Below are 13,605 nucleotides of genomic sequence, written 5' to 3'. Positions count from 1 at the left end.
AGATTTTGAGTTTATGCCGCAATTATCCCGCTATAGCGATGAACACGTCGAACAGCTGCTCAGCGAGCTGACGAGCGTTCTGGAAACACATAAAGCGCCCGTTGACCTTTCACTGATGGTTCTGGGCAATATGGTGACTAACCTGATCAACAGTAGCGTCGCGCCGGCGCAGCGTCAGGCCATCGCCCGTTCTTTTGCCCAGGCGCTGCAGTCATCTATCAACGACGATCCAGCGCACTAAGGATAACGAACAACAGTATATGGTGACTCTTCGTCAGCCCTACCGAGAAAAAGTCTCCCAGATGGTCAGCTGGGGGCACTGGTTCGCCCTTTTCAACATGTTGTTGGCTATGGTGCTCGGCAGTCGCTATCTGTTTGTCGCCGACTGGCCAACGACGCTTGCCGGACGCCTCTTTTCGTACGTCAGCCTCGTTGGTCACTTCAGCTTCCTGGTCTTTACCAGCTACGTGCTGATTCTTTTCCCGCTGACTTTTATCGTCGTCTCTCAGCGCTTAATGCGCTTTATCTCGGTTGTTCTGGCGACCGTGGGCATGACGCTGCTGCTAATCGACAGCGAAGTTTTCACCCGTTTCCACCTGCATCTTAATCCCTTTGTCTGGGAACTGGTTATCAACCCCGACCAGAACGAGATGGCGCGCGACTGGCAGCTGATGTTTATCAGCGTACCGATCATTTTCCTGCTGGAAATGCTCTTCGCGACCTGGAGCTGGCAGAAGCTGCGCAGCCTGACGCGTCGCCGCCACTACGCCCGACCCGTTGCCTGGTTCTTCTTTATCTCCTTTATCAGTAGCCATCTGGTCTATATCTGGGCGGATGCCAACTTCTATCGTCCGATCACCATGCAGCGGGCCAACCTGCCGCTCTCCTATCCGATGACGGCGCGCCGTTTCCTGGAAAAACATGGCCTGCTCGACGCGCAGGACTACCAGCGCCGTCTGGTGGAACAAGGCGCGCCGGAAGCCGTCTCGGTGCAATATCCGCTGAGCGATCTGCGTTATCGCGATCTCGGTACCGGTTATAACGTGCTGCTGATTACCGTTGATAACCTTAATTATTCGCGCTTTGAGAAAAACATGCCGGCGCTGGCCGGGTTCGCGAAAGACAACGTGAACTTTACCCAGCACATGAGCTCCGGCAACACCGCTGACAGCGGCATGTTTGGCCTGTTCTACGGTATTTCCCCGAGCTATATGGACGGCGTTCTGTCTGCGCGCATCCCTGCGGCGCTAATTACGTCGCTGAATCAGCAGGGTTATCAGCTGGGCCTGTTCTCATCAGATGGCTTTAGCAGCCCGCTCTACCGTCAGGCGCTGCTGTCAGATTTCTCACTGCCCGTCGCGAAAGCGCAAAGCGACGAGCAGACGGCAAACCAGTGGATTAACTGGCTGGACCGCTACGCCCAGGATGAAAACCGCTGGTTCTCGTGGGTTTCTCTCAACGGCACTACCTTTGACGACGGGCAGCAGCAAAACTTCGTCCGCCGCTACGGTAACGCCGCGGGCGCGGTCGATACGCAAATTGGCCGCGTGCTGAACGCGCTGCGGGAAGCGGGCAAGCTGGACAATACGGTGGTTATCGTGACCGCGGGCCGTGGAATGCCGCTGAACCCGCAGCATGAGCAGTTTGGCTGGTCGCGCGAGCAGCTGCAGGTTCCCTTAGTGATCCATTGGCCGGGCACGCCGGCTCAGGAGATCGCGACGCTGACCGATAATAAAGACGTGATGACGACGCTGATGCAGCGTTTGCTCCACGTCTCTACCCCGGCCAACGAGTATTCGCAAGGTGAGGATCTGTTTAGCGCCGCCCGCCGTCGTGCCTGGGTCACCGCGGCCAATAGCGATACGCTGGCCATTACCACGCCGAAATTCACGGTTGTGCTTAATCACAACGGCACTTACCGAACATGGAACAGCGACGGCGAGAAAATTAACGATCAAAAACCGCAGCTCAGCCTGCTGCTGCAGGTGCTGACCGATGAAAAACGCTTTATCGCTAACTGATTGATTATTTATAAATCAATCAGTCATTTCCCGGCTTGCATTCGCTTGGGGAACGGGTAATATTGTTCCCCACGAATCGGCACGTAGCGCAGCCTGGTAGCGCACCGTCATGGGGTGTCGGGGGTCGGAGGTTCAAATCCTCTCGTGCCGACCAAATTATTCACCGATTAAATCGGTAACCCCTTAAGAACCCGCACTCTCACAGAGTTTGCGGGTTTTTTAATATCATATTTCCACCCTGTTCTAAGCGAAACGCTACCGCGACTCTGATTGTAAATCTCGGAAAAACTTCTATTATTTGACTGTACACGTCATTTTTCTGAAGGATTTACATGAGAGTTAATGGACTTACGAAAGGATTTTTCATCCTGATCGTGCTGATCGTCACCCTTGCTTTTTTCGACGTTCTCTCCCCCTATTATTCAGCCATTTTATGGGCGGCAATTCTGGCGGTGATCTTCCACCCGGTGAAGAACAAGCTGCGCGATCGGATCGGCGAGCGTAACGGCCTGGCGGCGTTTCTGACGATAGTGATTATCTGTCTGATCGTGTTTACCCCGCTGGCGATCATCCTCTCGTCGCTGGCCTTCGAGCTCAACGTGGTTTACACCAAACTGCAGCATAACGATACCCAGTTCCCGACCGTGGTAGCCAGCCTGTTTGCTCACCTGCCGGAATGGGCAAGGAGCTTCCTCTCAGAGCATAATCTTGATAGCGCGGAACAGATTCAGCGGCAGCTTTCGGACGTTGCGCTTAAAGGAGGCCAGTACCTTGCCGGTAGCGCATTTCTGATTGGTAAAGGCACGTTCGGTTTTACCATCAGCTTCGGCATCATGCTTTATCTGCTGTTTTTCCTGCTAAAAGATGGTCCGTACCTGGTCAGGCTGATCCTGGAATCCCTGCCGCTATCAAATCACGTGAAGCAGCATCTTTTCGCCAAATTTGCCGCCGTCGCCAGGGCGACGGTCAAAGGCACCGTGGCGGTCGCCCTCGCCCAGGGCGCGCTTGGGGGACTGGCGTTCTGGATCGTGGGCATTGATGGCAGCATCCTGTGGGGCGCGCTGATGGCGTTTCTGTCGCTGATCCCGGCGGTGGGCTCGGCGATTATCTGGGTTCCTGCGGCGATCTATCTCTTCGCCACCGGTCAGCTCTGGCAGGGCGCGTTTATCGTCGGTTTCTTTGTGATCATCGTAGGCCTGGTTGATAACATTCTGCGACCTTTACTGGTGGGTAAAGATACCAAAATGCCGGACTACCTGATCCTGATCACCACGATCGGCGGAATGGAAATCTACGGCATCAACGGCTTTGTTATCGGCCCGCTGATCGCCGCCCTGTTTATCGCCTGCTGGAACCTACTGTCCGGACGCGATCACGCCGGAAACATCGATGAACTTGATGAGGATTTCTTAGACGAGGGTAAAAATCACGAGGAGTAGCGGGCGGTATTGCACAACTTTACAGGCATAGAGCGGCATTCCTGTCAGGTAATGACCGGCACCTTAGCGGCTCTGTAATTAGTAAAACATCGCGGGGGCAGCGAGGTCAGGGGGATGACCCTTGCTCAACTGCGATGCCCCCCCTTTTCCCGCGTCCTTAAGCAGCATTTATAACTGTTATTTGTGAAAACTTTGGTAAATGACACTGCCTGTTAACGTAACAAATGCTAACATTATGCTGTTTATGATTGATAACAAAGGATTACCCACGTGAAAAAAATCACTACGTTTGCTGCCTCCCTGCTGGCCGTTGCCTGCATGTCCACCAGCGCCGCTGCAGCTGAGCAGCCGCTGGAAAAGATCGCCCCGTTTCCAAAGGCGGAACAAGGGATGAAGCGTCAGGTGATTCAGCTGCCGCAGCAGCAGGATGAATCCGCCTTGAAAGTCGAGCTGATGATTGGCCAGACGCTGGAAGTCGACTGCAATCGCCACCGCCTTGGCGGCCAGCTGGAAAGCAAAACCCTGGAAGGCTGGGGCTACGACTACTACGTATTTGATAAAGTGACGTCACCCGTCTCAACCATGATGGCCTGCCCGGACGGTAAAAAAGAGAAGCAGTTTGTGATGGCTGGCTTGGGCGATGCGGGCATGCTGCGCTATAACAGCAAGCTGCCCATCGTGGTTTATACCCCGGCGAATATCGACGTGAAATATCGTATCTGGAGAGCGGACGAAACCATCGGCGTAGCCGTTGAGCGTTAATGCCTGAAGAGTGAATCCGGCGGCCTGCGCCGCCGGAGAAGCGCTTACAGCGCGATGTCAGCGATAGGTTTCCCTTCCGGCAGCGGCTTCAGCGTCGCCTGCGGAACGTTATCAGCCTCGGTAAGCGGCTCATAGCGTAGTTCCAGTACTTCGCTGGTCCACGCCAGCGCCTTTTCAATTTCCGCTGCGTTGCCATCCAGACGCGTACCGTAGCTCGGGATAATCGCTTTCAGTTTCGCCTGCCACTCCGCTGAGTTGATCTTCTCTTTGAACACTTTCTCCATCAGCTGCAGCATGATTGGCGCCGCGGTGGAAGCACCCGGCGAGGCGCCCAACAGCGCGGCTACCGTGCCTTCATCATCGCTGACAACTTCGGTTCCCAGGCGCAGAACGCCGCCCTTCTTCGCGTCGCGCTTGATAATCTGCACGCGCTGGCCGGCCTGCCATAAGCGCCAGTCTTCTTTGCGCGCTTCCGGATAGTACTCGCACAGCGCCGCGTGACGATCTTTGTCCTTTTGCAGCACCTGGCTAATCAGGTATTTTACCAGATCGAAGTTATCCAGCCCGACGTTGAGCATCGGCATGATATTCGACGTGTTGGTGGAGGCCAGCAGATCCCAAAGCGAACCGTTTTTCAGGAAGCGGGTTGAGAAGGTCGCGAACGGCCCAAACAGCACCACGCGTTTGCCGTCGATAATACGGGTGTCGATGTGCGGAACCGACATCGGCGGCGCGCCCACTTCCGCCTGGCCGTAGACTTTAGCCAGATGGTGAGTCACCACTTCCGGGTTCTCACAAACCAGGAACTGACCGCCGACCGGAAAGCCCGCGTACTCCTTCGCCTGCGGAATACCGGTTTCCTGCAGCAGGGTCAGCGCGGCGCCGCCGGCGCCAATAAAGATAAATTTAGCCCTGATAACCCGTTTCTGGTGGCGATTGTTCGCATCCGCCAGCGTTACGCTCCAGCTCTTGTCGGCGTTGCGCTTAAAGCGACGGACCACGGTACCCAGCTGAAGCGAGAAATTATCATGGGTTTGCAGTCCGGCGATCAGCTGACGGGTAATTTCACCGTAGTTCACGTCGGTGCCGACTTCCGAGCGGGTCGCGGCCACCTTCTGCTGCGGATCGCGTCCTTCCATCACCAGCGGAGCCCACTCTTTTATTTGTTGATGATCTTCAGAGTAGCGGATACCGCGGAACAGCTCGCTTTGTTGTAACGCCGCATAGCGGGCGCGCAGGAAGTTCACGTTGTCTTCGCCCCACACGAAGCTCATGTGCGGCACGCTGTTAATAAAGGATTTAGGCTTTTTCAGAATGCCCCGGGTCACCTGGTGGGCCCAAAACTGACGAGAAATCTGGAAAGATTCGTTGATATCAACCGCTTTATCGATATTGATACCGTTAGCGGTTTGCGGCGTATAGTTCAATTCCATCAGCGCCGCGTGGCCGGTGCCCGCGTTGTTCCATCCGTTCGAGCTCTCTTCCGCGACGCTGGACATCTGCTCGACCATGGTAATAGACCAGTCCGGCTCCAGTTCCTGCAGCCAGGTTCCCAACGTGGCGCTCATGATGCCGCCGCCAATCAACAATACATCCGTCTCTTGCTCATGGCGGGTGTTGGTCCGAGTGTTATTGGAACCAACCGCCTGTGAGCTGGGTACGGCCATCTTTTTCTTCATCGGATTTGAGCCTTACTTTACTCGCTTTTTTATTTAGCGCAGGTGAAACGATTCTCGGCTTCAAAGGTAACACTGAAGAAAAAAAATTTAAATATTGTTTAAATTTTAAGTTGAGTTTTGAGATCTGTTATAAAAATGTTTAATAAATGTGTATCACAAATCACATTTTGTACTGGTGTCAGCGATGCATCCGCGCTATTATCCTCGGTTTTGTGACCGACCGCACGTAAGCAGCGACCGTTCCTGGCCAAAATTTTTTAAATTCTGCGAACTTTTTTTATGCCCCCAGTTTCCGATTCCGCTACCTCTGGTCACGCTGGCGCATTAGGCCAGATACTGCGCTCGCCCGCGCTGCTGACGCGTGAGACGCTGGCAGGCGTGCTCACCGCGCTGGCCCTGATCCCCGAAGTCATCTCCTTCTCGGTCATCGCTGGCGTTGACCCGAAAGTTAGCCTGATTGCCTCCGTGGTACTGTGCCTGGCGATGTCGGTCCTCGGCGGCCGGCCGGCGATGGTCACCGCGGCCGCCGGCTCGGTGGCGCTGGTTATCGGGCCCATGGTGCACCAATACGGCGTCGGCTACATTCTGCCGGCGGTCGTGCTGGCAGGCGTTATTCAAATTTTGTTTGGCCTATGCGGCATGGCGCGCCTGATGCGCTTTATCCCGCAGCCGGTGATGACCGGTTTTGTTAACGCGCTGGGTATTCTCATCTTTTTTGCTCAGGTACCGCATTTCTGGAGCAAGCAGCCGCTGATTATCGGCCTGTTCGTATTGACGCTGCTGATTGTCCTGTGGGCGCCGCGCTTTATTAAAGCGATCCCTTCTCCGCTGATTGCTATCGTTCTGCTGACGCTGTTTACCGTTTTCAGCGGCCAGCTGCTGCCGACCGTCGGCGATGAGGGCTCCATGAGCGGCGGACTGCCGGGGTTAACCAGCCTGATGGTGCCCCTCGACTTAACCACGCTGCGCATCATCTGGCCCTGCGCGCTGAGCATCGCTTTTGTCGGCCTGATGGAGTCGCTTTTGACGGCGAAGCTGGTCGCTGATTTGACCCATACCCCTTCCAGTAAGGCGCGCGAGAGCGCCGGTCTGGGCGTCGCCAACATTCTCGCCGGGTTTTACGGCGGCATCGCCGGGTGTGCGATGATCGGTCAGACCATCGTTAACGTTGAAATGGGCAAAGCGCGCAGCCGCGTCTCGACCGTTGCCGCAGGCCTGGTACTGCTATTGCTGGTAACCGCGTTAAGCGAAGTGATGGCGAGAATCCCGATGGCCGTGCTCGCCGGCGTGATGGTGATAGTGGCGGTAAAAACCTTTAGCTGGCACAGCATTCGTCCGGCGGAGCTGGCGCGCAATCCGTGGCCGGAAACGCTGGTGATGCTGGTGACCGTCGGCGCGACCGTCGGCACCAGCAATCTGGCAATCGGCGTTCTGGCAGGCCTGCTCTCAATGGCCCTGATCCCTCGCCGTCTGCGCACTCAAGCGCAGGCTACATCAGAAAAAGCGTCGCCAGCCCAAGAAAAATAAAGAATCCCCCGGTGTCGGTAATAGCGGTAATCATCACGCTGGAGCCGACCGCCGGGTCGCGTCCCAGCTTGACCATCACCATCGGGATAATCACCCCCATCATCGCCGCCATCAGCAGGTTGAGCATCATCGCCAGCGTCATTACGCCGCCCAGCTGCGGATCGTCGTACAGCCACCAGGTGATCGCCCCCATAATCCCGCCCCAGACGATCCCATTGATCAGCGCGACGCCCATCTCACGCAGGATCAGGAACGAAAAGCTTCCCGGCTGAATATGCTGTAACGCCATCGCCCGCACGATCATGGTGATCGTCTGGTTGCCGGTGTTACCGCCGATTCCGGCGACAATCGGCATCAGCGAGGCCAGCGCCACCAGTTGCGAAATGGTGTGCTCGAAACCATCGATAACGCGGGAGGCGATAAAGGCGGTGCACAGATTGACCGCCAGCCAGGCCCAGCGGGTCTTCACCGCTTTGCTCACCGGGGCAAACACATCGTCATCGTTGCTCAGGCCGCCCATCCGGCGTAGATCGTTATCCGTCTCCTCGTAGACCACGTCAACGATCTCATCGATGGTTAAACGCCCCATCAGCTTGCCGTCGGCATCAATCACCGCCGCGCTGAGTAAGTCATCACGTTCAAAAGTACGCGCGACTTTTTCCGCGTCCTCGTGCGGCTGGAAGGTCACCGGATCGCCTTCCATCACTTCCCCTACCCGCTTCTGTGCATCGTTAAGCAGAATAGTTTGCAGCTCGAGTTCGCCGAGCAGCAGCTTATTGCGGGTGGTCACAAACAGTTTGTCGGTGTTCTCCGGCATTTTCCCTAGTCGCCGCAGATAGCGCTGTACCGCCGCGAGAGTGGCTTCCGGACGAACGGTAATGACCTCAAACTCCATGATCGCGCCTACGGTATTGTCGGCGTAGCGCATCATCTGGCGAATACGCGCGCGCTTATCCGCGGGCAGCGTGGCCAGCAAACGTCCGGTCAGATCGCGCGGCAGGTGCTGCAGCAGGTAGACCTGTTCATCAATATCGAGATTTTGCAGCGCGAACAGCAGGTCGTGATCGCTCATCTCCTCGATGAGGTCGCCCCAGACGCTTTCCGATGCCTCCAGCAGCACTTCACCGCGCTTATCGTCAGCGACCAGCCGCCAGAGCGCGTTGCGCGCATCGTAAGGCAGCGCTTCGAGCGCATCGGCAAGGTCCGGAGGCGGCAGGTGGGAAACCAGCATCTCCACTTCCGCCAGATCGTCAGCAAGCGTGCTGTCATCGTAACGTTCAGCGAGGGTTAATTTACCCAGCAGCGAGGATGTGACGGCTTTATCAGTGCTCAGGAGCCAAATGAGGCGGGCGCGCTCTTCGTCACGCAATCTGGCGCTTTTTTTATGCAAAACGGACATCGGTCAGGCAATCCTTGTAAAAATATCTGTCAGACCAGCAGGCCGGAAGCCTTAAGCATAGCGCGAGGAGGCGGAAATAATAACCGCTATGAATTCAGTCGACGGAAAAAACAGCAGCCTGCGGGAAGCCCGGAGGTCGGCTGGCGCCTCCGGGACGGCGTAAAGCGATCAGGCGGTACGGGCGACCGCGTCGCGGGTCGCCAGCTCGCGCTCATTTCCGGTCAGCTCAGACAGCTGGCCGCCGCGCATTTCCAGCAGCCTGTCGGCGTGCTGAAAGTAGTGATCGTCATGGCTTATAGCAAAGAGGGTTTTACCCATCTCCTTCATCAGCGGCAGCAGCACCTGATAGAACTCACGGCGGAAATGGGGGTCCTGATCCGCCGCCCATTCATCCAGCATGATGATATCTCTATCTTCCGCTAACGCCAGCAGCAGCGCCACGCGCTTTTTCTGCCCTTTTGACAGCTTCAGGTCGAGGATTTTGCCATCGTCGAGCCGTAGCTTATGATTCATCTGCAGATAACCCAGCCACTTCTCCACCAGCGCCGGGTCAGCCGCCTTCCCTTCCGGCCCCAGCAGTCTGTCAAACAGCCAGACGTCGGTAAACACCGCCGAGAACAGCTTGCGGTAATCTTCCGGCTTATCCGCCGCCATCGGCTGCCCGTCGACCAGGATCTGCCCGGAAAGGGGCTGATACAAACCGGTCAACAGCATAGCCAGCGTCGATTTCCCGCTACCGTTACCGCCGATGAGAAAGACCAGTTCGCCGCGCTTGAGGGTCATGTTGATCGGCCCGACCGCAAAGCTGTTGTCAGGATAATGGAAGGTGATGTCGCGCAGCTCGAGCGTCTGCCAGTGGGGATGCGCCTGCGGCTGCGGGAACTCAGCGCGGTACGGCGCGAGCGAAAACTTATTCAGCTTGTTGAATGCCACCTGCGCGCTGAGCAGAGTGGGCAGCGCGCCTACCGCCGAGAGCAGCGGCGTGCGCAGGAATAATAGGGTCAACGAGTAGGTCGCCGCCACCGCCGTATCGGCCCAGCCCAGGCTGTTGGCCATCCAGAAGACCAGGCCAATCGCGCCCAGCATCATAATATTCGACCAGTTGACCGCGCTCAGATGAAAGGTATCGGCGCGCACAATATGGTGCCGGTATTCTCGCGCATCCGGCAGATAGAGCTGATTAAACACATATTCGGCGCGCTCGCGGTTGAGAGTGAGCTCTTTGCGACCTTCGAGCACCGTCTGGTAGTCGTGATACAGCTTATCTTCGCTTTCGCGCAGCGACGCCATATGCTTATAAACCCGCGATACCAGCATAAATCCGCCCCAGATGGTCAACGCCAGCCACAGGGCGGTAACCAGCATCATTTTTCCTGACAGCCAGGCCAGATAAGCGGCGGAGCCAAAGGTCAGAATAATCCCCTGCACCAGCTCCGGCAGGCGTACGAAGGCAATGGTGATATTGCGGATATCGCTGGTTAGCCCGGCCAGCAGCGACGCGCTGCCGATTTTCTCGATCTTCTCGATTTGCGTATCCAGAATGCGCTTAATAAATTCGCCGCGCAGGCGGTAAACGAAATGGTGGCCGAGCGTGGTCAGCGCCAGCTGCGAGCCGAGGGTGACCGCCATCAACAGCAATAGCAGCCCGAGAAACTCCGGCAGGACCGTCAGGGAGGTATCGACAAGGGTTATCAGGCGCAGGTTAATGAAGGCGATAAGCCCAATACCCAGCGCCGCGCTCAGCAGGCTCAGGGCAATGACGGAGATAAACGGCCAGCGATACTGGCGCCAGACAAGAAGAAGAAGTTCCATAACGCGTAATCCGGGCAAGCAAAAACAGCCAGCAGTTTAAACTGCTCGACGATGACAGCAAGAATAATTCTTATTTTTATTCTTTATTACCCGCCAGGCGGAGAGTGAGATTGTAACGACAGGCGCCGGTAGCCGGATGGATGCCCTCTTTCAGCGGTTGAATACCGTGGTAAAACAGCCGCGATTCACCGCCCCAGACCACCACGTCGCCGTGCTCCAGCAGCACCCGCTGCAGCGGATCGTTACGCCGCAGGCCGCCAAACTGAAATATCGCCGGAAGCCCCAGAGAGACGGAGACAATCGGCGCTCGCAGGTTTTGCTCGTCTTTATCCTGATGCAGCGACAGCTTCGTTCCCGGCTGATAGCGGTTGATAAGACACGCATCCGGGGTAAAGCGCGCATAGCCGCTCGCCGCCGCCGCTTCTGCGGCCAGTTCGCGGAAAAGCGGCGGCATCTGCGGCCAGCGCTTGCCCGTCAGCGGATCGTCGGCAGCATAAAGATAGCCGTGCTGGTTGGTGGTCCAGCCCAGCTCGCCGCAGTTGGTCATCGCCACCGACATCGTATAGCCGCCAGGGGTGACCATCTGGCGAAAAGGCGAACGGCAGGCAATCTCGCTGATTGCCTGCAAAAGCGCCGGTGCGCGCTCCCGGGCGTAGCGGCGCAAAATTATCGCCCCCGGAGCCAGCGGCTCCTGCCAGGGCGGCGTATCGGCAAAAAGATCGAGCATTATTTCTCCTCGGATGAGGCTTCTCGCGCCAGCAGTAGCGCCTTGCGTGCCGTACCCCAACGATAGCCGGATAGCGCCCCATCCTCGCGAACGACCCGATGACAGGGAATAACCAGCGCCAGTTTATTCGCAGCGCAGGCGCTTGCCACCGCCCTCACCGCGCGAGGGCGGCCAATACTTTGCGCCACCTGGCGATAGCTGCGGGTCTCCCCCGCCGGGATCTGACGCAGCGCCTGCCAGACCTGAAGCTGAAACGCCGTGCCGCGCAGATCCAACGGCAGGGAAAACGGCTGCCGGTGGTCATCAAGATGGGAAAATACCTGCGCCACCCGCTGACGAAAAACCTCGTCGCCCGGATGCAGTCGCGCATTGGGGAACAGGCTGGCTAATTCCGCATAGAGCGAGGCGTCGTCCTCTCCGGGCAGCACGGCGCACACGCCCCGTTCACTCTCAGCCACCAGACAGCGCCCCAGCGGACCGTCGCCGCATACCCAGGTAATATCGATCTCCCCCCCGCCGCGGCGAAACTGGCGGCCGGTCATTCCCAGCGCGGCGTCAGCCTGCTGGTAGTAGCTGCTACTATCCGGAAAACCGGCAGAGAGCGCCGCATCGGTAATTTTCTCCCCCTGCCCCAGCGCTTCACGTAAACGGCGAGCGCGCCACGCCTGTTGCCAGGCTTTAGGGGTCATTCCGGTGACGGATTTAAAGAGGCGGTGAAAATGAAAGGGACTGACCGCAAGCTGGCGTGCCAGTGCTTCCAGCGTTATCGGCGTCTCCTGCTCCAGCAGACGGCACGCGGCAGCCACTTTCTCTACCTTCTGCTGCTGCGGATCGGTTTTTTCCGGCTGGCAACGTTTGCACGGACGAAAGCCTTCCGCCTGCGCGCTTGCCACATCAGGATAAAAGCGAACATTTTCCCGCAGCGCGCGGCGCGAGCGGCAGGAAGGGCGGCAGCAGACGCCGGTGGTCAGCACGGCAAAGACAAACTGACCATCGGCGCTGACATCGCGTTCGCATACCGCCTGCCAGCGGCGTTCATCGGTATCAATCATTATCGGTTTCATCACGGACTCCTGCTGTAAGTGTATCTTCAGTGTGGGCTGAAGTCCGTCATCAAAAACCCGAAATCTTGCGCTTTAATTTTTCTCACCAACGAGGAAAGCGCGGAACTGCGGCGACATCCAGGTTTTAAACCCGTCCCCCTCTTTGATAATCATATAGACCGCCAGCCCCTGTTCGCGTACCACGTCCCGCGCTTTTTCCGGCCCCAGCACCATCAGCCCGGTATCCCAGCCGTCGGCTTCCAGCGCCGTCGGGGCGATAACGGTCACCGAAACCAGTTTATGATCGATAGGCCGCCCGGTTTGCGGATCGATAACGTGCGAGATGCGCTTACCGTCCAGCTCGTAGTAGTTGCGATAGCTGCCGGAGGTGCTGATGCCGTGGCCGTTGATATCAACGATCGCCTGTACCGCGTTTTCGCGATCGGTTGGCTTCTGGATCGCCACCCGCCACGGCTGCCCTTCCGCATTCATTCCCCGGCTCGCCAGCGCGCCGCCCACCGAGACCAGGTAGCGCGAGATCCCCTCCTGCTCCATCAGGCGCGCCAGATGATCGGCGGCGTAGCCTTCACCCACGGTAGAGAGATCGACAAACAGATCCGGAATGTCTTTTTGCAGAAACTGCTTGCCGGCCTGGTTGATCACCGTCAGATGCTGTAATCCGCTACGCGCTTTCGCCGCGGCAATCTGCTGCGCATCCGGCGTTTTGACCGGCTGTTTATCCGGGCCAAAGCCCCATAAATTGACCAGCGGCCCGACGGTGATATCCATGGCGCCATGGGTTTTTGCGCCAATGCGCAGCGACATCGTCACGATATCCGCCATCGCCTCGCTGACCGGCCACGGCGAGGTACCCGGCGAATGGTTAAAGCGCATCAACGCTGAATCGTTCTTCCAGGTGGAAAGCAGACGATCGTCGGCATCCAGCTGAGCCTGAACTTTCTGGCGCAGCGCCTCGGCCTTCGCCTCATCAACGTTGATGACGCTAACCCGCCAGAATGTGCCCATGGTTTTACCCTCCAGCACGGTGGCGGCGGATTTTGGCGTCTGGGGAGTGGTGGCTGAATCACAGCCTGAAAGTAACACGCAGGCGCCGAACAGGGCGGCGCGGAAAAAAGTGATATCCATAAAATTGGCTTCCTCTGGCTAAGGCGCAAAGAGTACACCAGCAAGGTTAA

The 13,605-nt window shown here is 57.3% G+C and carries 11 protein-coding genes and 1 tRNA gene; 6 read left to right on the top strand and 6 right to left on the bottom strand.

Annotated features, from left to right (window positions below):
* Positions 1-13: 13 nt before the first annotated feature.
* The 5 genes from ACESQ2_RS15155 to eco all read left to right on the top strand — a co-directional run bounded on the left by ACESQ2_RS15155 (position 14) and on the right by eco (position 4,222).
* Positions 14-241 carry a YejL family protein gene (locus ACESQ2_RS15155; protein ID WP_004133900.1) on the top strand — a complete coding sequence of 76 codons (228 nt, stop codon included), beginning with the start codon at positions 14-16 and terminating at the stop codon, positions 239-241.
* Positions 242-260: 19 nt separating this feature from the next.
* Positions 261-2,021, top strand: a complete 1,761-nt coding sequence (yejM, locus tag ACESQ2_RS15150; RefSeq protein ID WP_025106736.1) for an LPS biosynthesis-modulating metalloenzyme YejM — start codon at positions 261-263, stop codon at positions 2,019-2,021.
* Between the two features lie 77 nt (positions 2,022-2,098).
* Positions 2,099-2,175: transfer RNA gene (locus tag ACESQ2_RS15145), tRNA-Pro, on the top strand.
* A 178-nt stretch (positions 2,176-2,353) separates the two neighbouring features.
* A complete protein-coding gene (locus ACESQ2_RS15140) occupies positions 2,354-3,460 on the top strand; it encodes an AI-2E family transporter (RefSeq protein ID WP_286115775.1) in 1,107 nt (368 codons plus the stop codon).
* Between the two features lie 270 nt (positions 3,461-3,730).
* Positions 3,731-4,222, top strand: a complete 492-nt coding sequence (gene eco, locus ACESQ2_RS15135; RefSeq protein ID WP_014230206.1) for a serine protease inhibitor ecotin — start codon at positions 3,731-3,733, stop codon at positions 4,220-4,222.
* Positions 4,223-4,266: 44 nt separating this feature from the next.
* On the opposite strand, the gene mqo is transcribed toward eco, so the two are convergent.
* Positions 4,267-5,901 carry a malate dehydrogenase (quinone) gene (gene mqo / locus ACESQ2_RS15130; RefSeq protein ID WP_025106713.1) on the bottom strand — a complete coding sequence of 545 codons (1,635 nt, stop codon included), beginning with the start codon at positions 5,899-5,901 and terminating at the stop codon, positions 4,267-4,269.
* A 279-nt stretch (positions 5,902-6,180) separates the two neighbouring features.
* Here mqo and ACESQ2_RS15125 point away from each other — a divergent pair, with 279 nt between their 5' ends.
* Positions 6,181-7,428 (top strand): SulP family inorganic anion transporter, encoded by a 1,248-nt coding sequence (locus tag ACESQ2_RS15125; RefSeq protein ID WP_373170801.1) that lies wholly within the window; start codon positions 6,181-6,183, stop codon positions 7,426-7,428.
* Here ACESQ2_RS15125 and mgtE read toward each other — a convergent pair.
* The 5 genes from mgtE to apbE all read right to left on the bottom strand — a co-directional run bounded on the left by mgtE (position 7,391) and on the right by apbE (position 13,555).
* Positions 7,391-8,827, bottom strand: a complete 1,437-nt coding sequence (gene mgtE, locus ACESQ2_RS15120; RefSeq protein WP_014230209.1) for a magnesium transporter — start codon at positions 8,825-8,827, stop codon at positions 7,391-7,393. The genes ACESQ2_RS15125 and mgtE overlap by 38 nt on opposite strands.
* Positions 8,828-8,995: 168 nt before the next feature.
* Positions 8,996-10,639: a multidrug ABC transporter permease/ATP-binding protein gene (locus ACESQ2_RS15115; RefSeq protein ID WP_025106712.1), complete on the bottom strand. Its 1,644-nt coding sequence runs from the start codon at positions 10,637-10,639 to the stop codon at positions 8,996-8,998.
* 76 nt (positions 10,640-10,715) lie between these two features.
* Positions 10,716-11,366 (bottom strand): DNA oxidative demethylase AlkB, encoded by a 651-nt coding sequence (alkB, locus tag ACESQ2_RS15110; protein WP_373170798.1) that lies wholly within the window; start codon positions 11,364-11,366, stop codon positions 10,716-10,718.
* A complete protein-coding gene (ada, locus tag ACESQ2_RS15105; protein ID WP_224260445.1) occupies positions 11,366-12,430 on the bottom strand; it encodes a bifunctional DNA-binding transcriptional regulator/O6-methylguanine-DNA methyltransferase Ada in 1,065 nt (354 codons plus the stop codon). Before ada ends, alkB begins: the two co-directional genes overlap by 1 nt.
* A gap of 72 nt (positions 12,431-12,502) precedes the next feature.
* Positions 12,503-13,555, bottom strand: a complete 1,053-nt coding sequence (gene apbE / locus ACESQ2_RS15100; protein ID WP_046877156.1) for an FAD:protein FMN transferase ApbE — start codon at positions 13,553-13,555, stop codon at positions 12,503-12,505.
* Positions 13,556-13,605 lie beyond the last annotated feature (50 nt).

This window comes from Klebsiella sp. Q11 (assembly GCF_964241505.1).
Taxonomy (GTDB): Bacteria; Pseudomonadota; Gammaproteobacteria; order Enterobacterales; family Enterobacteriaceae; genus Klebsiella; species Klebsiella michiganensis.
This window is presented reverse-complemented; position numbering and strand designations above follow the sequence as displayed.

What these genes read in the sequence shown, in the direction of transcription:
- ACESQ2_RS15155 (WP_004133900.1), top strand. Translation starts at nt 14, where the DNA reads ATGCCGCAATTATCCCGCTATAGCGATGAACACGTCGAACAGCTGCTC.
- yejM (WP_025106736.1), top strand. Translation starts at nt 261, where the DNA reads ATGGTGACTCTTCGTCAGCCCTACCGAGAAAAAGTCTCCCAGATGGTC.
- ACESQ2_RS15140 (WP_286115775.1), top strand. Translation starts at nt 2,354, where the DNA reads ATGAGAGTTAATGGACTTACGAAAGGATTTTTCATCCTGATCGTGCTG.
- mqo (WP_025106713.1), bottom strand. Translation starts at nt 5,901, where the DNA reads ATGAAGAAAAAGATGGCCGTACCCAGCTCACAGGCGGTTGGTTCCAAT.
- ACESQ2_RS15125 (WP_373170801.1), top strand. Translation starts at nt 6,181, where the DNA reads ATGCCCCCAGTTTCCGATTCCGCTACCTCTGGTCACGCTGGCGCATTA.
- mgtE (WP_014230209.1), bottom strand. Translation starts at nt 8,827, where the DNA reads ATGTCCGTTTTGCATAAAAAAAGCGCCAGATTGCGTGACGAAGAGCGC.
- ACESQ2_RS15115 (WP_025106712.1), bottom strand. Translation starts at nt 10,639, where the DNA reads ATGGAACTTCTTCTTCTTGTCTGGCGCCAGTATCGCTGGCCGTTTATC.
- alkB (WP_373170798.1), bottom strand. Translation starts at nt 11,366, where the DNA reads ATGCTCGATCTTTTTGCCGATACGCCGCCCTGGCAGGAGCCGCTGGCT.
- ada (WP_224260445.1), bottom strand. Translation starts at nt 12,430, where the DNA reads ATGAAACCGATAATGATTGATACCGATGAACGCCGCTGGCAGGCGGTA.
- apbE (WP_046877156.1), bottom strand. Translation starts at nt 13,555, where the DNA reads ATGGATATCACTTTTTTCCGCGCCGCCCTGTTCGGCGCCTGCGTGTTA.